This window comes from Agrobacterium sp. NPDC058088, assembly GCF_042885035.1.
Lineage (GTDB): Bacteria > Pseudomonadota > Alphaproteobacteria > Rhizobiales > Rhizobiaceae > Agrobacterium.
The window spans coordinates 360,686-381,820 of sequence record NZ_JBHVSU010000002.1; the positions used below are offsets into that span (position 1 = coordinate 360,686).

The window sequence follows — 21,135 nt, forward strand, 5'->3', positions numbered from 1 at the left end:
TCGCTTTCGCTGCCCTGTTGGGGCGTCGCCAAGCGGTAAGGCACCGGTTTTTGGTACCGGCATTCCCAGGTTCGAATCCTGGCGCCCCAGCCATCTATCCCCAAGTCAAAACAGTGTTTGCAGGTCCCGGCGACCGTCAATAACGCGAACTACTTCCACGGAGCGTATTTTGTCGCCGTCGGCATCCGGCACGGCTTCGTAGAGAATGATGTAGGGCGCTTCAACCAGCATGCGGGCGGATGGAAAAATTTCCGGGTGGCGCTCGCCTTCAAGAAAAAACACCGCCCATCCAAAGACAGGCGGCGTCCAACCTCAAATCTCGCACCTAACCCTTAAAGCGCGATATCCGGCACCTTCTTCACCGGCGCACCCGCAGGCGCCGCAGCTGCACCCTTCAGCGCCTCAAGATCGATCTGCGGCGGGGTCGGCAGCTGCAGGTGTTCGGCCGTATAGGCCCATTCCTGCTGTACCTTTTCCGGGTCGTCATTGAGCTTGGTGCCGTAGCTCGGCACGATCTGGCGCAGCTTCGTCTGCCATTCTGGCGTTGCCACCTTGTCCTTGAAGACTTTTTCCAGAACGCTGAGCATGATCGGCGCTGCGGTAGAAGCGCCCGGAGACGCGCCAAGCAGGCCGGCGATGCTGCCGTCCCCAGCGGAAACCACTTCGGTGCCGAGCCGCAGCACGCCGCCCTTTTCTTCGTCGCGCTTGATGATCTGCACGCGCTGGCCTGCCTGCCAGAGACGCCATTCACCCTGCTTGGCATTCGGGAAATATTCCTTCAGCGCAGCAAAACGGTCGTCATCCGACATCATCAACTGACCGGCGAGATATTCGACCAGCGGATATTCATCGATACCGACTCGCACCATCGGCCAGGCATTGCTGGTCGTGACGGAGGAGACGAGATCGAAATAGGAGCCTTCCTTCAGGAACTTGGTGGAGAAGGTGGCGAAAGGCCCGAACAGAATGACGCGCTTGCCGCCCAGCACACGGGTATCCAGATGCGGAACCGACATGGGCGGCGAACCGACCGAGGCCTTGCCATACGCCTTGGCCAGATGCTGCATCGTCACATCAGGGTTCTCGTTGATGAGGAACGAACCGCCCACCGGGAAACCGGCATAATCATCCGCTTCGGGAATGCCGGACATCTGCAACAGATGCAGCGCGCCGCCGCCAGCGCCGATGAACACGAATTTCGCATCCACCACCTGTTCGGCATCGGTTTTGGTGTTGGTATAGGTCACGCGCCAGCTGCCATCGGCATTGCGCTGGATGTCGGAAACCTCGCTATTGACCTGCAGGTCGAAATTCTGGTCGCTCTGCAGATGCGAGACGAACTGGCGGGTGATTTCGCCAAATTCCATGTCGGTGCCGAGCGGCGACCAGGTCGCGCCGATCTTCTGGGAAGGATCGCGGCCTTCCATCATCAGCGGCACCCACTTCTTGATCTGCTCGGGATCGGTGGAGAACTCCATGCCGGCGAAAAGCGGGCTCGCCTTCAGCGCCTGATAACGCTTTTCCAGATAGGCGACGTTCTCGTCACCCCAGACGAAGCTCATATGCGGCGTGTGGTTGATGAAGGAGCGCGGGTTCTTCAGAACGCCGTTCCGCACCTGCCATGCCCAGAACTGCCGGGAAATCTGGAAGGATTCGTTGATGTTGATCGCCTGGGAAATCTTGATGTTGCCCTTGTCGTCTTCGGGCGTATAGTTCAGCTCGGCAAGCGCGGAATGGCCGGTGCCGGCATTGTTCCAGCCGTTGGAGCTTTCAAGCGCCACGCCATCCAGCCGCTCCAGCATCTGCATCGACCAGGTGGGCTCCAGTTCGCGCAGCCACACACCGAGCGTCGCGCTCATGATGCCACCACCGATGAGAAGCACGTCGACCTTCTTGGCGGTCGTATTGGCGAGAAGCGGGGAAGAGGGCAGCGCTGCCGCGGCAAGCCCGGCGAGAGCACCGCCCAGAACCTGTCTGCGGTTCAGCGGAAATGCATGGGAAAGGGTGGTTTCCTCAGAGAGATCAGTGAGCTGGGATTTGTCTTGATCGATGGGAGTCACGGCCATACCTGATTCTTGTTTTGTGTTAAAAACATTCCTCCCGACCGCCCCGTTATAGCAAAGCGCAGAGCGGCACAACCCGGAGAAATTCACTCCACTTCACGCGTTTTTGCGAGGATTTGGCTCGGACATATGGTCGCGATGGCGAATTTTGGGCATTTGCGGATTGTCATTTTAGCGTAGCGAAGATTAGCCGACGCTTTCAAACGGTTGAAAGTGGTCTGTTGGCTGGATACGGCGAAAAGCGCGCCCGGCCGCAATCTGTCGGGCCTTGATGGTTGGCCCAGCATCGGAGCGGGCTGATTTTTTCAGAAAAATGACGATATCCTGAAAAAGTGAAAGGCCCGCCGTTTCGGGGCGGGCCTTGTCGTGTTCCGTCTGAGGATCGAAAGCTCAGTTTGCGGCGAGGAATTCCGCGCAATAGCTTGGGCCATTGACGCCGGGGCGGTCGGAGACCGTGCGGACAGCGGTGATCTTGTAATCGCTGGAAACGACGAGCTGCACGGTGCAGGAGAGCGAGGCGGTGCGGGCCGGCGAAATCTGGCGACCCTTCTTGCCATCCTTGCCTTCTTCGAACTTGGCCGGAATCGTGGCCTTCTTGTAGCCGCCGCGCCAATTATAGACGGTGGAGCTGCCCGTTTCCGTGTCGCTCAGCGGCGGGCCGAATTTTGCGAAGAAAATGCCTGCGGACTGGCCGACCCAGCGGGTTTCAACCGGGCTCTTCTGGGCAAAAGTGGGGGCGGAGCCGCCGTTGGATGTGGTGCAGGCGGAGAGCGCAATGGCAAACGCTGCGAGCGTTACGCTGCGAAATAGCATGGTGAAATGTCCTTTGTGCCGTGTCCGGCTTCCCGCCGGTCATTCCGTTCCCCTAGCAGATTTGGCGGCGGGCGGCAGGGGAGGTGTGCGGCTTGACGAAAATTTCCTGCCACAATTGCTTTTTTGTAACGTTTTCCGCCCTTCGGCCCCGCTCTGCGGGGGCCTGGCGGGGCTGTTTCACCTGATGGCAAAAACTTGTCATAAAAAATGCGATAAGCCGCTTGTCGAATGCCGGAGGCTGGTCTATAGAAGCGCCGCTGGTCACGGAGTGTAGCGCAGTCTGGTAGCGCACGTCGTTCGGGACGACGGGGTCGGAGGTTCGAATCCTCTCACTCCGACCAGCTTAAAGCCAACAAAAACAGTGGCTTGCAAATTCTCCCACCCCCCCCCAGACATTAAATTTTCGTAGCGAAACCGGACGGTTTGAAATCTTGTCCGACGGGCTTGTACGCGCTTTGGCGGTTGGAAATTCGGCCATAGATGCGAATAGGCCCGTTTTGGTGGCCTCCAGACGCCGCACCCCGTCACCCGAACAAAAGAGGCCCGTCGCTCCGCCAAGCGCCAGGCCTCAATGTCGCGGCCTTGTTTCAGGGGACGCGCGACATCCGACGTCTTAAAAGCGCTAACACCGATCCACAACCTAAGAAGTTACCCGTCACCGCCCTTTGGCCCCCAATTTCCAGGAGGTCGTATTGATCAACTTATCGCGATCAGAAAAGAGGCCCGCGGTTCTATCGAACAACGAGCCTCTTTCGGGTCGCTTGGCGGAGCGACCGCGTGCAAATTCGCCTTTTGCGCATGAACGTCAAATGAACAAACTGCTTTACCCGAGGCCGAGAAACTACCCGTAAAAATCGGGAGCCTATGGATCGGAAAGCTCTCTCAGCCGTTATCTACCCATAACAACGATGGAGGATAACATGCTGAAGGGTATTGCACTGTGGGCTATGGGCGTTCCGATCTTCGTGATCGTTCTGCTTTATATGTTCGTGTTTTAAGTCGCATCTGACGACTGGCCCAAACAAAAAGGCGACCACACCGTGGTCGCCTTTTGCCGTTCATGCGGGCATTTTCAGTCGAGATCGCCGATGAGCCTTGAAGCTGTCGCCGCATCCGTGCGGCGGATGTCAATCTCGTCGCGATGCTTGGCGAGCAGTTCGCCGGCCAGCAGCTTTTCCGCGAGATCAGCGGGCAACGAAAGGATGACCCTATCGCCCTTTTCTTCCGTCGCGCCGACGCTGCGCTTGGCCGATATCATGCCGCCCGCCACCGTGTTGTTGGTGTCGGGGTCGATAAGGATGAACGAGCCGGTCGAGCGGTTCTGCTCGTAGGGATCGAAGATCGCCGTCTCATCGAAGGAAAGCCGCACCTTGCCAATGGCGTTCATCGGCAGCGACGTTTCATGCGCCTGCCATTCGCCCTCTTTCAGGTTCAACTGGCTGACGGGCTGGACCGTGACGCGCTGTCGGCGGCTGGCGCTTTTAAGCCAGTAGCGCTTTCCAGCCTCGATGCCGCCGGGCTGCAAAGCCACGATCTGCGCGTCGAAGGCAAGGCCAGTCTGAGGTTGTGCCTCGATTGAAACGATCATGTCGCCGCGCGACACGTCCACCTGACGATCGAGAACGAGGGTGACGGCATCACCCGCCACGGCGGCATTGCGCACCAGATCGAAAGTGACGATCTGCTTGACGTTGGCGACCATGCCGGAAGGCAGGATGACGACGCTGTCGCCCGGCTTCACCGAACCGCCGGCAACCGTGCCCTGATAACCGCGGAAGCTCTCGCCGGGGCGAGAAACACGTTGCACGGGAAAGCGGAAGCCGCCCGATTGCGCGGAGCGGACGGTCGCCAGTTCCAGCGTTTCCACCAGCGTCGGGCCTTCATACCAGGGCATGGAAGCCTTGCCTGACAGAACGACGTTTTCACCCTTCAGCGCCGACATCGGAATGGCGGTGATCTGCTTGATGCCGAGATCGGATGCGAAATCGCGGAACTCGTGGGCAATCAGTTCGAAACCGGCCTTGTCATAGTTGGTCAGGTCAATCTTGTTTACGGCCAGCACGAATTGGCGGATGCCCATCAGCGCCGCGATGGTGGCATGACGGCGCGTCTGTTCCAGAATGCCGGTACGGGCATCGACGAGCAGCACGGCCAGATCGGCGGTGGAAGCGCCGGTGGCCATATTGCGGGTATATTGCTCATGGCCGGGCGTGTCGGCCACGATGAAGGCGCGCCGGTCGGTGGCGAAATAGCGATAGGCGACATCGATGGTGATGCCCTGTTCGCGCTCCGCCTGCAGACCATCCAGCAGCAGTGCGAAATCGGGCAGGCCGAGATCGTTCTGCTTGCCGCTGTCGCGGTGCAGGGTCGCTGCCTGATCTTCCTTGACGGCCTTGGTGTCCCAGAGGAGACGGCCGATCAGGGTCGACTTGCCGTCATCCACGCTGCCGCAGGTGATGAGACGAAGCGGGCGGGTGTCGCGTGCTGCTTTCGAATGTTCAGCAAAGGGCAAAATGGTGGCCGTGGAAATGTTGGTGGTGGTAGAAGCGGTCATCAGAAATAGCCCTCGCGCTTCTTCTTCTCCATGGAGCCGGACTGGTCGCGGTCAATCGCGCGGCCCTGCCGTTCGGAAACGGTGGCGATTTCCAGCTCGGCAATAACCTCCTGCAAGGTCGTCGCTTCGGAGCGGATTGCACCGGTGAGCGGGAAGCAACCGAGCGTGCGGAAGCGGATCGAGCCACGCTTGACCTCTTCGCCGGGCAAAAGCTCCAGACGCTCGTCTTCGGCGAGGATCATCATGCCGTCGCGCTCGATATAGGGGCGCTCGGCGGCATAATAGAGCGGCACCAGCGGGATGTTTTCCGCCTCGATATAACGCCAGATATCCACTTCGGTCCAGTTGGAGAGCGGGAAAGCGCGAACGCTCTCACCCTTGCGGACCATGCCGTTATAGATGTTCCACAGCTCAGGGCGCTGGTTGCGCGGGTCCCATTTGTGGTCGGGAGTGCGGAAGGAGTAGATGCGTTCCTTGGCGCGGCTCGCCTCTTCGTCACGGCGCGCACCGCCGAAGGCGGCGTCGAACTGGCCGGCATCCAGGGCCTGACGCAGCGCTTCCGTCTTCATGATGTCGGTGTAAAGCGCCGATCCGTGGGTGAAGGGCGTGATGTTTTCCGCCGCGCCGCGCGGATTGGTGTGGGAGATCAGTTCGAGATCATATTCCTTGACGATATTGTCGCGGAATTCGATCATCTCCTTGAACTTCCAGCCGGTATTGACGTGCAGCAGGGGGAAGGGAATGCGACCGGGGAAGAAGGCCTTGCGCGCCAGATGCAGCAGCACGGACGAGTCCTTGCCGATGGAATAGAGCATCACGGGCTTGTCGAATTCGGCTGCGACTTCGCGAAAGATATGAATAGCTTCGTTTTCAAGCGCCTTCAGATGGGGATCGAGCGGCGGCTTGGATGCGACAGTATTCTTGCTGTCCGTCTCGTGGACTGCGTTGGACATTGTGAACTCCGGGAATGTACTGAATGATTATCGTTGCGGGATGGCGGAGGTAGCGGAGGCCTGCTCCGCACCGGCGACGTGAAGACCGCATTCGCGCTTCTCGTCGTTTTCCCACCACCATCGTCCGGCGCGCTCAGGCTCACCGGGCTTGATGGCGCGCGTACACGGCTCACAGCCGATGGACGGGTAACCGCGCTGATGCAACGGATTGACGGGAATGTTTTCCTTGGCGACATGCGCCTTGATGAGATCGATATCCCAGTCAGCCAAAGGGTTGATCTTGATGAGATTACGATCCGCGTCGAATTCGGCAAACGGCGTCGTGGCGCGATTGCCCGACTGGCCGCGACGGAGGCCGGTGATCCAGAAAGCGGCACCATCAAGCGCCTTGCCGAGCGGGATCAGCTTTCTGACATGACAGCAGGCGTGACGCGCCTCGACGCTTTCGTAAAAGCCGTTGAGACCGTATTTTGCCGCATAGGCGTCGATATCGTCCTGTTCGGGACGGAAACGATGGATTTCGATGCCGAAACGCTCCTCGGTTTCATCGATAAGATCGACGGTTTCCTTGAAAAGACGACCGGTTTCCAGCGTGACAACGTCGATCGGCAGGCGATGGGTGCCGATGGCGGCGGTGATGACCTGATCCTCGATGCCAAGGCTGGTCGTGAAAACCGCGCGCCCGCCAAGGCCGGCGATAAAGGAAAGCCGACCCGCCAGATCGAGCGCAGCAAGCGTGGCATCTAGGGAAGCAGCATCGGCAGAGGCATTTACTGAATTGATGGTCATTGTCACGTCCGGGATTTCCATGGCCGATTATTGTTGAAATCCGGCCTTTCGAACAGAAATGACAGTCTTTGTGCGCTGCACTTCAGAGCAAAAATGCCTCTCGCGCGCGTAGTATGAGCAAAAGATGCCCGTTCACCTTGTTCGCAGCCTGGATTTGAATTGTGACAACTTCTGCGCTAAGCCGTGATTGCCGGGTATCCGGGCTTGTGATCTACTGGTTTTACGATGATTTCGCAGAAGGCAAAATATGCGCTGAGAGCGCTTCTTTCGCTGGCCAAGGCCGACGGCGGCTACCCCGTGCAGATTTCCGACATTGCCCGCGAACAGGCCATTCCGAAAAAGTTTCTGGAGCAGATCCTTCTCGAAATGAAGAAGGAGCGCCTTGTCGAAAGCCGGCGAGGCAAGCAGGGCGGTTATCTTCTAGCCCGTCCGGCGGATGATATCACTTTCGGCGAGGTGCTGCGGCTCATTGACGGCCCGCTTGCTCCTCTACCTTGCCTCTCCCAGACCGCCTATCGCCGCTGCGAGGATTGCGATGGCGAAAAGCAGTGCGAGATCCGTCACGTCTTTGCCCGTGTGGCCGATGCGACGCGTAACATCCTGTTCAACACGACCGTTGCGGATGCAGTGGCCGGTGTCGAAGTGCCCGAGCTTTTGACAGCCTGACGAAAAAATCGTCTAAAACACCTCAATATTTTTTGCGATAGCGGCAAAAAACCGGCAAAAATGTGAAACGCTTTTGCATTCAGCAAAGTTTTACACGACGCTTGTTGCGCCTTTGACCTATGCTGCGCTGTATTTGTTGCCCGTGGAAACGCTCTCGGGAAACAGTTTTTCGATCGTATTCGGCCTCATTGACCAACTCTACTCAACCGGTAGAGTTAAGCCATCGTAATCAGGAGGGAATACCGATGTCCAAGCTTCTGTCCGGTTTGAGCGTTGTCGCGCTCAGCCTCTCACTGGCACTTGGCGGCGCTGGCTCGGCCGCGGCGCAGACCAAGCTGCTGAACGTGTCCTATGATCCGACCCGTGAACTCTACAAGGATTTCAACGAAGCCTTCGCCAAAAAGTGGAAGGCTGATACCGGCGAAGACGTCACCATCCAGCAGTCGCATGGCGGCTCCGGCAAGCAGGCCCGTTCGGTCATCGACGGTCTGGAAGCCGACGTCGTGACGTTGGCGCTGCAGAGCGACATCGACGCCATCGTCCAGAATTCCGGCAAGATCAACAAGGACTGGCGCGGCCGCCTGCCGCATAATTCATCGCCCTACACCTCCACCATCGTTTTCCTCGTTCGCAAGGGTAACCCCAAGGGCATCCATAACTGGGGCGATCTGGTGAAGGGCGACGTGCAGATCGTGACGCCGAACCCGAAGACCTCGGGTGGTGCGCGCTGGAACTATCTGGCGGCCTGGGCCTGGGCGAATGAAGAGTTTAAGGGCGACAAGGACAAGATCAAGGCCTATGTCGGCGAGCTTTACAAGCGCGCTCCGGTTCTCGACACCGGCGCCCGTGGTTCCACGGTAACCTTCGCACAGCGCCAGATTGGCGACGTGCTGCTCGCCTGGGAAAACGAAGCCTATCTCGCCGGCCAGGAATTCGGTGCTGACGCTTTCGATATCGTCGTGCCGCCGATCTCGATCCTTGCCGAGCCGCCGGTTGCCGTGGTTGACGCCAATGTCGACGCCAAGGGCACCCGCAAGGCAGCCGAAGCCTATCTGCAATATCTCTATTCCGACGAGGGCCAGAATATTGCGGCCAAGCACTTCTACCGTCCGTCGAACCCGGCTGTTGTCTCCAAGGATCTGCTGAAGCAGCTGCCCGATATCAAGCTCGTCACCATTGACGATCCGATCTTCGGCGGTTGGGCCAAGGCGCAGCCGGAACATTTTGGTGACGGCGGCATCTTCGACCAGATTTACAAGCCCGCGAAGTAAGCGGATGATGGGGTGAAACCTAGTCACCCCGTCCCAAGGGACAAGACAAATCAGAAGCTGATCGACCGGACGCCATGCCGGTCGATACTTTATAATAAGCGCCGGGGGAATACCGGCTCCCAGAGAGCACTTCCAGGACGGGCAGACCTCGGTTGACTGTCCCGGAAATGTTCAAAAACTAAGATTATCCGGAGCCTTGATGAGCAATAATATTTCCGGAAGCAGGTGGAAGTGGCGGCAGTCGAGCGTCATACCGGGCTTCGGCCTGACGTTTGGTTACACCGTCACCTATCTGTTTCTCATCATTCTTATTCCGCTCGGCGGCCTCATCTGGTCGACAGCGAAACTCGGTTTTGCAGATTTCATTGCGATTGCCACGGATAGCCGTACGCTGAATGCGTTGCGCGTGAGTTTCGGCACGGCTTTCCTCGCCGCACTGGTCAATGTGGTCTTCGGCGTCATTGTCGCCTGGGTTCTCACGCGTTACCGCTTTCCCGGCCGGCGCTTCGTGGATGCTATCGTGGACCTTCCCTTTGCGCTTCCAACGGCGGTCGCGGGTATCGCGTTGACGGCGCTTTACGCCAATCGCGGCTGGGTCGGTTCGCTGTTTGAACCTTTCGGCATCAAGATTGCGTTCACGCCGACCGGTATCGTCATCGCGCTGATCTTCATCGGCCTGCCCTTCGTGGTGCGCACGGTGCAGCCGGTGATGGAGGAAATCGACCGGCAGGTGGAAGAGGTGGCGGCAACGCTCGGCGCCAATCGTTTCCAGACCATCACGCGCATTCTGTTGCCGAGCCTCACCCCTGCCATTCTCACCGGTTTTGCGCTCGCTTTTGCGCGCGGGGTCGGCGAATACGGCTCCGTCATCTTCATTGCCGGCAATATTCCCTACGTCTCGGAAATCGCGCCGCTCCTCATCGTCATCCGGTTGGAGGAGTTCAATTATGCGGCTGCGACCGGCATCGCCACCATCATGCTGATCATCTCGTTTGCCATGCTGTTCCTCATCAATCTCATTCAGGCCTGGAGCCGCAAGAGGTACGGTTATGTCTGAGACTGTTTCCCGCACCACATCCCGGCCGTTTCGCGATCCCGCCAGCGAAAGCTTGTCTGCGCGGCTGGCGTTGATGGCTATCGCGTTTTTCTTCCTCGCCGCCTTTCTCGTCCTGCCCCTCGTTTCGGTCTTCTTCGAAGCCTTCCGCAAGGGCACGGAAAGCTTCTGGGAAGCCATTGTCGAGCCTGATGCACTGTCGGCCATTCGCCTGACGCTGCTCGTCGCCGCCATTTCGGTGCCGCTCAATCTGATCTTCGGGGTGATGGCCGCCTGGGCGATTGCGAAGTTCGAGTTCAAGGGCAAGGCGTTTCTGATCACGCTGATCGACCTGCCATTCTCGATCTCTCCGGTCATCTCCGGTCTGGTTTATGTCATCCTGTTTTCCTCGCACAGCGTGCTCGGCCCATGGCTGAAGAGTTACGGCATCGAGATCCTCTTTGCGGTGCCCGGCATCGTGCTCGCCACCATCTTCGTCACCTTTCCCTTCGTCGCACGCGAGTTGATCCCGCTGATGCAGGATCAGGGCAATGGCGACGAGGAGGCGGCGATTTCGCTGGGAGCATCCGGCTGGCAGACCTTCTGGTACGTGACGCTGCCGAACATCAAATGGGGCCTGCTTTATGGCGTGCTACTCTGCAACGCCCGCGCCATGGGCGAGTTCGGCGCCGTCTCCGTCGTCTCGGGCCATATTCGCGGCGAGACCAACACCATGCCGCTGCATGTCGAGATACTCTATAATGAGTACAATATCGGCGCGTCTTTCGCCGTCGCGACACTGCTCGCTGGCCTGGCGCTGGTGACCCTCGTTCTCAAAACCATTCTCGAAATACGCTTTGGCGCGGGCAACGCAGCCGGCAAGCATTGAAAGGCATTTTCATGGAAGTGAAAGTTTCCGGTATCACCAAGCAGTTTGATCGCTTTCCGGCGCTGAACGACGTATCGCTCAACATTCGCTCCGGCGAGCTGATCGCACTGCTTGGTCCTTCCGGTTCCGGCAAGACGACGCTGCTGCGTCTCATCGCCGGCCTCGAACAGCCAACGCAGGGCCAGATTTTCTTCGGCGACGAAGACGCCTCGCACCGCACAGTGCAGGAGCGCAATGTCGGCTTCGTGTTCCAGCATTACGCGCTGTTCCGCCATATGACGGTGGCCGACAATATCGCTTTTGGTCTCAAGGTCCGCCCCTCCGCCAGCCGCCCGCCGAAAGCGGAAATCCGCAAGCGCGTGTCCGAGCTTCTCGACATGGTGCATCTCTCAGGCCTCGAAAAGCGTTATCCGACCCAACTCTCCGGTGGCCAGCGCCAGCGCGTCGCGCTCGCCCGCGCCGTTGCCATCGAGCCGAAGGTTCTGCTTCTCGATGAACCTTTCGGCGCGCTGGACGCCAAGGTGCGCAAGGAGTTGCGCCGCTGGCTGCGCGAATTCCACGACCGCACCGGCCACACCACGGTCTTCGTTACCCACGATCAGGAAGAAGCGCTGGAACTGGCGGACCGCGTCGTTGTCATGAGCCAGGGCAAGATCGAGCAGGTCGGCACGGCTGACGATGTCTATGACACGCCCAATTCCCCCTTTGTTTTCTCCTTCATCGGCGAATCCTCCAGCCTTCCGGTCACGATCCGTGATGGCCATGTGCTGTTCCAGGGCGAAAGCATCGGCGTAAACGAAAGCGGCGCAGGCGAGGGCGAATTGTTCTTCCGCCCCGAAGATGTGGTGCTGACGGACGAAAAGGACGCGCTTTACGGCAAGGTCACCACCTGTCGCCGCCTGGCCGGCACGCGCATCGCCGAAATCGACATCGCCAATAACGGTCATGACCCCTATCACCTCGAAATCGAAGTGCCGCTTAACGCTGCCGTGGCGGTGGGCGCCGAACTGCGGTTCCGCCCGACGCGGTGGAAGGTTTTCGGGAAGAAATAAGGGATAAGTGACCGCAAACGATGGTCAATGATACGGCGCTCTCTAACGCGCGTCGCATTTAATCTGATCCCACAGTACACCACAGTTGAAATCATCGACGGTGCTGGGTGTCGTTACCCCCCTCTGTCCTGCCGGACATCTCCCTCAAGGGGGGAGATCGGCAAGAGGCTTTCTTGCCACTTCATTTTCGACCGTCGAGATGCGCGAGACCTCGCCACGGAGCGATCTCCCCCCTTGAGGGGGAGATGTCCGGCAGGACAGAGGGGGGTAACGACACCCAGCACCGCATATGATTTCAACTGTGGTGTATTGTGATCTGCATCATACGACGCGCTTCAGTTCTTCGTCATATCGGCCTCGAGCCGGTATCCAGCCAGCCCGAGTTCTTGCGCTGAAGCGCAGATTTCCCCACTCGTCGAAGCAATATGCAGAAACGGAAAAGGGCCGCCTAAGCGACCCTTCCATGAGTTTGGTCCTATTTACAGACCCGGGACTGTTTCTCAACGTTCCGAAGGCAGAAGAGGTTTACAACGAGGGCTGCCCCGTCGAAAACACACCCTTTCCATTGCCTGCACCAGAGACCGAAATCTCACTAGACATTGGATCACCTCCTTCCGATACGTTGAACATAACTAGAAGGTAGTACGATTCGTGAGTAATGCAAGAGGCATTACTCCCAAGGGACGCGACGCCTTACGCAGCATCCGCGGCCTTCACGTCGAATTCGAAATGGATGCTGTCATAGGGAAACGCGATGCCGGTCTCGTTCCGGTCGATAACGCCTGCATGAAGGAGCGACGTCACATCGCGATGAACGGCCTGTACGTCCCGCCCGACACGGCGGGCAACCTCACGGATCGAAAGCGGTCCCTGTCCGGCCAGAGCCTTGATAATAGCAAGGCGAAGCGGCGCGAGCACGCGGTGCAGGTCTTCGTAGCTGGAAAACTCGACGGAGGGTTTCGCCTCCACCGGCTTCCCGGACATTGCCTGGGTACCGGCGGCAACAAAGCGCGTCTTTATATCCTTCATCGTGCTGAGACGTACAGTGAGTACGGTCATGACAAAATCCTTTCCATATCTGCCTGAAAAGCATCGAACAGTGCTTCGAGCGTGGTGAATGCAATCGGTTCTTCACGCCCGTCCATATGACGATGATCGCCTTTGCCGCGTTCATTGTCATACCGCAGAACACATTCCCCTTTGATCACCAGCGCCAGCCGATATTTGAACGGATGAAGACTTCCGGGAACAGGCTCAGGCAAATGCCACAGGACGACCTCGAAGAAGGCCGTCTCGTTAATCACCTTACGTGTCTTCTCGAGCAGCATGGCCTTCATGTTGTTATTCTTGACAACATTTCGGTTTGTTGTCAATGAAAACAACGATCATGAGACCCGCATCACGATCTTGCCGATGTGGCTGCTGCTTTCCATAAGCCGATGCGCTTCCACAGCATCCTCCAGCGTGAAGACCTGATTGATGACCGGTGCGACCTTGCCGCTTTCGATGAGCGGCCACACCTGATCCACGAGTTCGTCACGGATGGCGCGTTTCTCGTCCGCCGTGCGCGGCCGCATGGTGGAGCCGGTGACGGTCAGGCGCTTAACCATGATCGGGGTGAGGTTGACCTTGTCGGCGACGGCGCCCCCCAGGAAGGCGATGATGGACAGGCAACCATCCTTGGCCAGCGCGGCAAGGTTCTTTTCGAAATAGGCAGCACCAATCATGTCGAGAACGACATCGACGCCCTTGCCGCCGGTTTCGGATTTCACGACTTCGGCGAAATCCTCGTCGCGGTAATTGATCGCCCGTTTAGCGCCGAGCCTCACGCATGCCTCGCATTTTTCCGCAGAGCCGGCCGTGGCATAAACCTCCGCACCAAAGGCTTTGGCAAGCTGGATGGCCGTCGTGCCGATACCGCTTGTCCCGCCGTGGATGAGCACGGTTTCACCTTCCGTCAGGCCCGCCATCTGGAAGAGATTGGCCCAGACGGTGAAGAAGGTTTCTGGCAATGCGGCGGCTTTGACGGCGTCGTAACCTTTGGGGAAGGGCAGGGCCTGCCCGGCGGGAACGGCGCAATATTGCGCATAACCGCCTCCATTGGCGAGCGCGCAGACCTTGTCGCCAAGCTTGAATTCATCCACGCCTTCGCCAAGCGCAACAACCTCGCCGGCGATTTCCAGCCCGAGGATGGGACTTGCACCTTTGGGTGGCGGATAGGTGCCCTGTCGCTGCGCCACATCCGGACGGTTGACCCCTGCCGCCTCGACCGTCACGAGAATCTCGCCTTTTGCGGGTTTCGGCAGAGGCGCCTTTGAGATCTTCATGACCTCCGGTCCGCCATGGGACGGTAGATCGATGAAGCGCATTGTTTCGGGCAGGGTCGTCGTGTTGGGCATGGCCGGGAGCAACTCCTTACTTATCAGCGTTATCTGAAGATGTAGGTCAGATGGACGCCCGATGGAAGGAGGCCGTTTGTCGCTGATGTCAGTTTGCCTCGCCGAATACCCTGACAACGAGACCACCTTCGTTTTCTTTCGCGGCCGCCTTGACGCCGGCAATTTCGCTGCCGATCCGCTCGGGATTGGCGATGATCGATCCTTTCGGCAAAGTCAGCACGCCAATGGAGCAGCGAAGCAGCGCAAAGTCCCGTTCATTGCCGTTGCGGTCCTGGCCCTTCATACATCCGGCGGCACGGTCTTCTTCCGAATACAGTCCTGCGACATCAACGTGAAAATCGCTGAGCAGTCGCTCGAGGATTTCCATCAGTTCCTCCACCGACCAGTCACGCACGCCGATGAAGAAATCGTCGCCGCCAATATGCCCAAGGAAGCAGTCGCCGGCAAAAAAGTAACGGCGCATCAGGGCCGAAAACAGGGTGATGGCGTGGTCGCCGGCGTTGAAGCCATATTTGTCGTTGAAGGGTTTGAAGTTATCGAAGTCGCAATAGCAGAAGAAACGCGTCTCGTCGCCGTCACTGCAGCTGTCGGCAATGAAGCCGCCAATCGCCCGGTTGCCGGGCAACGCCGTCAGCGGGTTCTGGTCCTGCGCCATCTTCAGCTGCTTTTCATTGATGACCTTGATCAGCGAGGCGGCAGAGACGATGCCGGCATAACGCATGTTTTCGGTGAGGATGATGCAGGCGCTGCCGCCCATGCTGGCGAACATGTTCATCAACTGGTCCGCATCGGCGTCAAGCCCGACGATCGGTGCGGGGTCGACGAAATGAGAAATGGTGCGCTCATAGATCTTGTTCTTGAGCAGGTCACGGCCAAAGGGCCGGTAGATATATTCCTTGAGGTGGTATTCGTTGATGACGCCGCGCGGTTCGCCATTCGCGTTGAGAACCGGGAAGAAGGCCTGCTGCGGGTTTCTGCGGAACAGTTCGAAGACGCTGTCGACACTGTCATGTTCGAACACGGTGGGAAGCCGTTCTATTTCCCGGCGGATCAGAATCTCGTCCAGCGTCTGGCTGTTGCGCCGCGCCACGCCCATGCGGTTGAGGTGCGGAAAACTTTCGGGCAATTCGCTGGTGAAGACCGTCGGCTTGGCGATCAGCCAGCCCTGCACGAGATCGACGCCGAATTCGCGGCAGGCCAGAAATTCCGCTTCAGTCTCGATACCTTCGGCAATCACCCTGACGCCGAGGACATGGGCGATGTTGACGATGTTGCGCACGAGGTGCTGCTTGCGCGGCAGATGGTCGATGCCGGAGATGAAATGCCGGTCGATCTTCAGGTAATCCAGCGGGAAGTCGCAAAGCAGCTTCATCTCGCCGTGGCCGGCGCCGAAATCGTCGATCGCCAGCTTGAAACCCTCCTTGCGCATGCGGGCTATCAGCGAGGTGAATTCCGGCACGCTTGTATTGTCGAAACGTTCGGAAAGCTCAAAGCAGATGGAGGAGGCGGGAATGCCCGCCCGCGCCAAGTGGCCGACGAGCTTGTCGAGAATGACATCGCCATAAGGAATGAGCCGCACATCGAGATTGAGGAAAAGCGTGGCGGAGGAAAAGTCGGGAAGGGTGGAAAATTTCGCCAGCGCCCGGCTCGCCAGCATCTGCTCGAAGGCCTTCAGCTCGCCATCTGCGGCGGCCTGGTCGAGAAGCGCCAGCGGATTGGAAAAACCAAGCCGGTCATGACCGCGCATCAGCGATTCATAACCGAAGATCGTACCTGTCGTCGCCTCGACAATCGGCTGGAACGCTGTTTCCAGCACCAGCTTCGCCATGGGAAACATCTGCCCGGAGGCAAAACGCCTGATGACATCGTTCTCCAGCGTGACGGCCTGCATATGTCTCTCCGCTCCTGTTCTTACGCCCGGTTTTTAATCCCTGGGCGCCCATTATTTTTGGGCAAACAATTGCAGATCACAGGTCAACAAAAGCTTTCACCACTGTGAAGCTTTCGTGAACCTTTTATAACAACCCCTTGAATATCAAGGGTTGTTGCGCGGCGGGTCAAGCCGTTCGCGCGTGGCCGGTGTGCGCGGCGTAAAGGTCCGCGACATTGAGCCGCTCGCGGTCCGAATCCGCTGCCGGTTTTGAAGCCGCTCTGGTGCCCTGCGCGGAGGAGGCCGCCCACAGGCGCAGTGCCTCACGAACCACCTCACTGCCAGAAGCATAAGCTCCGCAGTTCACGGCTTCGCGCATCCTTGCTGCCTGTTCCGGGGAAATCGATACTGTTACCATTGGCATGATATCACTCCCTTCTTTAAACGCTGCGAACGGTCTTTCGATGTCCGGTTTACGGATCGGGTGCCGTCGTGGTCTATGGCGGGCGTTTTTATCGTTTTTCGTCTGGCGCCGCTTCCAACGAAATTTGTATCAAAGACGATAGTAGCACGAAACGCATCCTATTCCCAATTCGCAGTATATCACGGTTTAGTTTTTCCCCCGTGATCCGGGCCGCAGTATGGGTTCGCCGGTGTGGCCGGTGCGTGTGAAATCAACACCATGCAACGGCAAAAAATGTGATCCATCGCAAATCCGCGACATGAAATGGCGCGTTTTTTATTGATTGATCAGTCAATCAAGAATATTTTGCGCTCCATCAAGGAGACACTCATGCCCAAGATTGGAATGGAGCCTCTGCGCCGCAAGGCGCTTGTGGATGCGGCATTGCGCACCATAGGCCACCATGGTTCGCTGAATGTGACAATGTCTGATATCGCCCGGGAAGCCGGCGTCTCGGCGGCCCTTGCGCATCATTATTTCGGCAGCAAGCAGCAGCTGCTTCTGGAAACCATCCGCAGCCTGCTGCGCGATCTCAGGCGCGATGCCGTAGCGGCATTGATCCGCGCATCCGGTCCTCGCGAAAAGCTGAGCGCCATCGTGCATGTCTCCTTCCAGAGCGACCAGTTCACGCCGGAGACGGTGGCGGCATGGCTTGCCTTTTACGTCGAGGCGCAGCGTTCGGAGGAAACCCGGCGGCTGCTGGTGATTTATTCCCGCCGCCTGCGCTCCAACCTCATGGCAAGCCTCAACCGGCTCTGCCCGCCCGTTGATGCCGCACGCATAGCAGAAGGAGCGGCGGCGCTGATCGACGGGCTTTATATCAGGCACAGCCTGCGTTCCGCCCCGCTCGGCCTCGCTTCGGCGCCGGCGCTGGTCGAGGATTATTTCGACATGCAGCTCAAATCTTTTCCCGACGGACAGCGCCAAAAGCCGTCCATCCGCATTCTCTAGGAGACTTCGATATGACCATCGCGACGCCGCTCAGGGCGCAGCCGAAAGCCTCGCATTTCATCGACGGCGATTATGTCGAGGATAATACCGGCACGCCGTTCGAGAGCATCTTCCCCGCAACCGGCGAGATCATCGCCCGGCTTCACGCCGCAACGCCGGCGATTGTCGAGCGTGCCATCGCCTCGGCCAAGCGCGCCCAGAAGGAATGGGCGGCAATGAGCCCCATGGCGCGTGGCCGCATCCTCAAACGCGCCGCCGATATCATGCGTGAACGCAACGACGCGCTGTCCACGCTGGAGACGCTGGATACAGGCAAGCCCATTCAGGAAACCATAGTTGCCGACCCGACCTCGGGTGCGGATGCCTTCGAATTTTTCGGCGGCATCGCCCCTTCCGCATTGAATGGTGATTACATCCCGCTCGGCGGCGATTTCGCCTATACGAAACGTGTGCCGCTCGGCGTCTGCGTTGGCATTGGCGCGTGGAACTATCCGCAGCAGATCGCCTGCTGGAAGGCAGCCCCGGCACTCGTCGCCGGCAATGCCATGGTCTTCAAGCCTTCGGAAAACACCCCGCTCGGCGCACTGAAGATTGCCGAAATTCTGATCGAGGCTGGTCTTCCCAAGGGCCTCTTTAACGTCATTCAGGGCGATCGTGACACCGGTCCGCTTCTGGTCAACCATCCCGATGTCGCCAAGGTTTCTCTCACCGGCTCTGTGCCGACCGGCCGCAAGGTGGCCGCTGCCGCCGCCGGGCATTTGAAGCATGTCACCATGGAACTCGGCGGCAAGTCGCCGCTGATCGTCTTCGACGACGCCGATATCGAAAGCGCTGTCGGCGGCGCAATGCTTGGCAATTTCTATTCCTCCGGTCAGGTCTGCTCGAACGGCACCCGCGTTTTTGTGCAGAAGAAGGCGAAGGCGCGCTTCCTCGACAACCTGAAAAGCCGCACGGAAGCGATGATCCTCGGCGATCCCCTCGATTACGCCACCCATCTCGGCCCGCTGGTCTCCAAGGCCCAGCAGGAGAAGGTTCTCTCCTATATCGAAAAGGGCAAGGCGGAAGGCGCGACGCTCATCACCGGCGGCGGCATTCCTAACAATGTTGCGGGCGAGGGCGCTTATGTGCAGCCCACCGTGTTCGCCGACGTGACCGACGAGATGACCATCGCCCGCGAGGAAATCTTCGGGCCCGTCATGTGCGTGCTGGATTTTGACGACGAGGAAGAGGTTCTCGCCCGCGCCAACGCCACCGAATTCGGGCTGGCCGGCGGCGTCTTCACCGCCGATCTCGCCCGCGCACACCGTGTGGTGGATCAGCTGGAGGCGGGCACGCTGTGGATCAATACATATAATCTCTGCCCGGTGGAAATTCCCTTCGGCGGCTCGAAACAATCCGGCTTCGGCCGTGAGAATTCGGCGGCGGCGCTGGAGCATTATAGCGAGTTGAAGACGGTTTATGTGAGCACGGGGAAGGTGGACGCGCCTTATTGAGGTTCAGTGGGGGTTCACCCCCCTCTGTCCTGCCGGACATCTCCCCCACAAGGGGGGAGATCGACCTGCGGCCACGTCGCGCCCTACTTCGAGGTCGCAAATGAAGGGATGTCCCATCGTCTTGCCGATCTCCCTCCTTGTGGGGGAGATGCCCGGCAGGGCAGAGGGGGGTAAGCCCCACCCGGAAATAGCCATCGGAACCAAAGCCCCAAGTGGAGCAACCAATGCAAGCAGATTACATCATCGTCGGCTCCGGCTCCGCAGGTTCCGCCATCGCCTACCGCCTGTCGGAAGATGGTCGCTATTCCGTCATCGTCATAGAGGCCGGCGGTTCCGATTTTGGCCCCTTCATCCAGATGCCGGCGGCTCTTGCCTGGCCGATGAGCATGAAGCGCTACAATTGGGGTTACCTCTCCGAGCCCGAACCGAACCTCAATAATCGCCGCATCACCGCCCCGCGTGGCAAGGTCATCGGCGGTTCGTCCTCCATCAACGGCCTCGTTTACGTGCGCGGCCATGCCGAAGATTTCAACCGTTGGGAAGAGCTCGGGGCGCAGGGTTGGGCCTATGCGGATGTGCTGCCTTATTTCAAGCGTATGGAACACAGCCATGGCGGCGAGGAAGGCTGGCGTGGCACGGATGGGCCGCTGCATGTGCAGCGCGGGCCGGTCAACAATCCGCTGTTTCACGCTTTCATTCAGGCCGGCGCGCAGGCGGGGTTTGAACTGACGGATGACTATAACGGCTCCAAACAGGAAGGCTTTGGCCTGATGGAGCAGACCATCCACAATGGCCGTCGCTGGTCCGCCGCGAATGCCTATCTGAAACCGGCGTTGAAGCGCGGCAATGTCACGCTGGTCAACGGTTTCGCCCGCAAGATCGTCATCGAGAACGGCCGCGCCGTGGGCGTCGAAATCGAGCGCAGGGGTGCGGTCGAGACCATCAAGGCCGGTCGCGAGGTCATCGTCTCGGCCTCCTCCTTCAATTCGCCGAAGCTGCTGATGCTCTCGGGCATCGGCCCCGCCGCGCATCTGAAAGACATGGGCATTGAGGTGAAGGCGGATCGCCCGGGCGTTGGTGCCAATCTTCAGGACCACATGGAGTTTTATTTCCAGCAGGTGTCCACCAAGCCGGTGTCGCTTTATTCGTGGCTTCCGTGGTTCTGGCAGGGCGTGGCCGGTGCGCAATGGCTGCTGTCGAAAGGCGGGCTTGGCGCCTCCAACCAATTCGAGGCCTGCGCCTTCCTGCGCTCTGCGCCGGGGCTGAAACAGCCTGACATCCAGTATCATTTCTTGCCCGTCGCCATTTCATACGACGGCAAGGCGGCGGCGAAAAGCCATGGTTTTCAGGCGCATGTCGGCTACAACCTGTCGAAATCGCGCGGCAACGTCACCCTGCGCTCCGCGGATCCCTCAGACGAGCCGGTCATTCGCTTCAACTATATGAGCCACCCAGAGGATTGGGAAAAATTCCGCCATTGCGTGCGCCTCACGCGCGAAATTTTTGGCCAGAAGGCCTTTGATGATTTTCGCGGACCGGAAATCCAGCCGGGGGAAAAGATCGAGACGGACGACCAGATTGACGCCTTTTTGCGCGAGCATCTGGAAAGCGCCTACCACCCCTGCGGCACCTGCCGCATGGGCGACAGGAATGACCCGATGGCGGTAGTCGATCCCGAATGCCGCGTCATCGGTGTGGAAGGGTTGCGCGTTGCAGACAGCTCGATCTTCCCGCACGTGACCTATGGCAACCTCAACGGCCCCTCGATCATGACTGGCGAAAAGGCGGCGGACCACATTCTCGGCAAAACCCCGCTGCCGCGCTCCAATCAGGAACCGTGGGTAAACCCGCGCGCGGCTGTCAGCGACCGGTAAAG

18 protein-coding genes, 2 tRNA genes and 1 pseudogene are annotated in these 21,135 nt (G+C 59.0%); 10 read left to right on the forward strand and 11 right to left on the reverse strand.

Features of this window, described 5'->3' with window-relative positions:
• Window positions 1-18: 18 nt before the first annotated feature.
• A tRNA-Gln gene (locus ACFVTJ_RS07015) sits at window positions 19-93 on the forward strand.
• Window positions 94-105: 12 nt separating this feature from the next.
• On the opposite strand, the pseudogene ACFVTJ_RS07020 reads toward ACFVTJ_RS07015, so the two are convergent.
• From ACFVTJ_RS07020 to ACFVTJ_RS07030, 3 genes and pseudogenes are all read right to left on the reverse strand, one after another.
• Window positions 106-267 (reverse strand): annotated as a pseudogene (locus tag ACFVTJ_RS07020) (type II toxin-antitoxin system RelE/ParE family toxin); the annotation flags it as partial.
• 65 nt (window positions 268-332) lie between these two features.
• Window positions 333-2,066 (reverse strand): malate dehydrogenase (quinone), encoded by a 1,734-nt coding sequence (gene mqo / locus ACFVTJ_RS07025; RefSeq protein ID WP_386905858.1) that lies wholly within the window; start codon window positions 2,064-2,066, stop codon window positions 333-335.
• A 387-nt stretch (window positions 2,067-2,453) separates the two neighbouring features.
• The gene (locus tag ACFVTJ_RS07030; protein WP_386905860.1) at window positions 2,454-2,876 is read right to left on the reverse strand and encodes a hypothetical protein; all 423 of its coding nucleotides are present in this window, start codon (window positions 2,874-2,876) and stop codon (window positions 2,454-2,456) included.
• Window positions 2,877-3,140: 264 nt separating this feature from the next.
• Between ACFVTJ_RS07030 and ACFVTJ_RS07035 the strand changes: the two genes are divergently transcribed.
• A tRNA-Pro gene (locus ACFVTJ_RS07035) sits at window positions 3,141-3,217 on the forward strand.
• Window positions 3,218-3,948: 731 nt separating this feature from the next.
• Here the strand turns inward: ACFVTJ_RS07035 and cysN are convergent.
• From cysN to ACFVTJ_RS07050, 3 genes are read right to left on the reverse strand one after another with little or no spacing between them, the layout of a single operon-like run.
• On the reverse strand, window positions 3,949-5,430 hold the full coding sequence (gene cysN, locus ACFVTJ_RS07040; protein ID WP_386905862.1) for a sulfate adenylyltransferase subunit CysN: 1,482 nt from the start codon (window positions 5,428-5,430) through the stop codon (window positions 3,949-3,951).
• Entirely contained in the window at window positions 5,430-6,383 is a 954-nt protein-coding gene (cysD, locus tag ACFVTJ_RS07045; protein ID WP_137068427.1) for a sulfate adenylyltransferase subunit CysD, read from the reverse strand. Before cysD ends, cysN begins: the two co-directional genes overlap by 1 nt.
• A 27-nt stretch (window positions 6,384-6,410) precedes the next feature.
• The gene (locus tag ACFVTJ_RS07050; protein ID WP_386905864.1) at window positions 6,411-7,193 is read right to left on the reverse strand and encodes a phosphoadenylyl-sulfate reductase; all 783 of its coding nucleotides are present in this window, start codon (window positions 7,191-7,193) and stop codon (window positions 6,411-6,413) included.
• 204 nt (window positions 7,194-7,397) lie between these two features.
• Here ACFVTJ_RS07050 and ACFVTJ_RS07055 point away from each other — a divergent pair, with 204 nt between their 5' ends.
• The 5 genes from ACFVTJ_RS07055 (at window position 7,398) to ACFVTJ_RS07075 (ending at window position 12,083) form a co-directional block, all read left to right on the forward strand.
• Window positions 7,398-7,838, forward strand: coding sequence for an Rrf2 family transcriptional regulator (locus ACFVTJ_RS07055; RefSeq protein ID WP_063950826.1), 441 nt, complete (start codon window positions 7,398-7,400; stop codon window positions 7,836-7,838).
• A gap of 245 nt (window positions 7,839-8,083) precedes the next feature.
• On the forward strand, window positions 8,084-9,109 hold the full coding sequence (locus ACFVTJ_RS07060; protein ID WP_386905866.1) for a sulfate ABC transporter substrate-binding protein: 1,026 nt from the start codon (window positions 8,084-8,086) through the stop codon (window positions 9,107-9,109).
• 199 nt (window positions 9,110-9,308) lie between these two features.
• Window positions 9,309-10,166 carry a sulfate ABC transporter permease subunit CysT gene (gene cysT / locus ACFVTJ_RS07065; protein ID WP_386905868.1) on the forward strand — a complete coding sequence of 286 codons (858 nt, stop codon included), beginning with the start codon at window positions 9,309-9,311 and terminating at the stop codon, window positions 10,164-10,166.
• Window positions 10,159-11,031, forward strand: coding sequence for a sulfate ABC transporter permease subunit CysW (gene cysW, locus ACFVTJ_RS07070; protein WP_386905870.1), 873 nt, complete (start codon window positions 10,159-10,161; stop codon window positions 11,029-11,031). The genes cysT and cysW overlap by 8 nt, the downstream gene beginning before the upstream one ends.
• Window positions 11,032-11,042: 11 nt before the next feature.
• Window positions 11,043-12,083 (forward strand): sulfate/molybdate ABC transporter ATP-binding protein, encoded by a 1,041-nt coding sequence (locus tag ACFVTJ_RS07075; RefSeq protein ID WP_386905871.1) that lies wholly within the window; start codon window positions 11,043-11,045, stop codon window positions 12,081-12,083.
• A 693-nt stretch (window positions 12,084-12,776) separates the two neighbouring features.
• Here the strand turns inward: ACFVTJ_RS07075 and ACFVTJ_RS07080 are convergent.
• From ACFVTJ_RS07080 to ACFVTJ_RS07100, 5 genes are all read right to left on the reverse strand, one after another.
• Entirely contained in the window at window positions 12,777-13,142 is a 366-nt protein-coding gene (locus tag ACFVTJ_RS07080; protein WP_386905873.1) for a helix-turn-helix domain-containing protein, read from the reverse strand.
• Complete coding sequence (locus tag ACFVTJ_RS07085) at window positions 13,139-13,420, reverse strand: DUF6516 family protein (protein WP_386905875.1); 282 nt, start codon at window positions 13,418-13,420, stop codon at window positions 13,139-13,141. The genes ACFVTJ_RS07080 and ACFVTJ_RS07085 overlap by 4 nt, the downstream gene beginning before the upstream one ends.
• Window positions 13,421-13,468: 48 nt before the next feature.
• Window positions 13,469-14,482: an NAD(P)H-quinone oxidoreductase gene (locus tag ACFVTJ_RS07090; protein WP_386905877.1), complete on the reverse strand. Its 1,014-nt coding sequence runs from the start codon at window positions 14,480-14,482 to the stop codon at window positions 13,469-13,471.
• 88 nt (window positions 14,483-14,570) lie between these two features.
• Entirely contained in the window at window positions 14,571-16,373 is a 1,803-nt protein-coding gene (locus ACFVTJ_RS07095) for a GGDEF domain-containing protein (protein WP_386905879.1), read from the reverse strand.
• Between the two features lie 166 nt (window positions 16,374-16,539).
• Window positions 16,540-16,776 carry a type II toxin-antitoxin system ParD family antitoxin gene (locus ACFVTJ_RS07100; RefSeq protein ID WP_386905881.1) on the reverse strand — a complete coding sequence of 79 codons (237 nt, stop codon included), beginning with the start codon at window positions 16,774-16,776 and terminating at the stop codon, window positions 16,540-16,542.
• Window positions 16,777-17,145: 369 nt separating this feature from the next.
• Between ACFVTJ_RS07100 and betI the strand changes: the two genes are divergently transcribed.
• From betI to betA, 3 genes are all read left to right on the forward strand, one after another.
• On the forward strand, window positions 17,146-17,766 hold the full coding sequence (gene betI, locus ACFVTJ_RS07105) for a transcriptional regulator BetI (RefSeq protein WP_386905883.1): 621 nt from the start codon (window positions 17,146-17,148) through the stop codon (window positions 17,764-17,766).
• A gap of 11 nt (window positions 17,767-17,777) precedes the next feature.
• Window positions 17,778-19,259: a betaine-aldehyde dehydrogenase gene (betB, locus tag ACFVTJ_RS07110; RefSeq protein ID WP_386905885.1), complete on the forward strand. Its 1,482-nt coding sequence runs from the start codon at window positions 17,778-17,780 to the stop codon at window positions 19,257-19,259.
• Between the two features lie 224 nt (window positions 19,260-19,483).
• Window positions 19,484-21,133, forward strand: coding sequence for a choline dehydrogenase (gene betA, locus ACFVTJ_RS07115; protein WP_386905887.1), 1,650 nt, complete (start codon window positions 19,484-19,486; stop codon window positions 21,131-21,133).
• The last annotated feature ends 2 nt before the right edge of the window (window positions 21,134-21,135 follow it).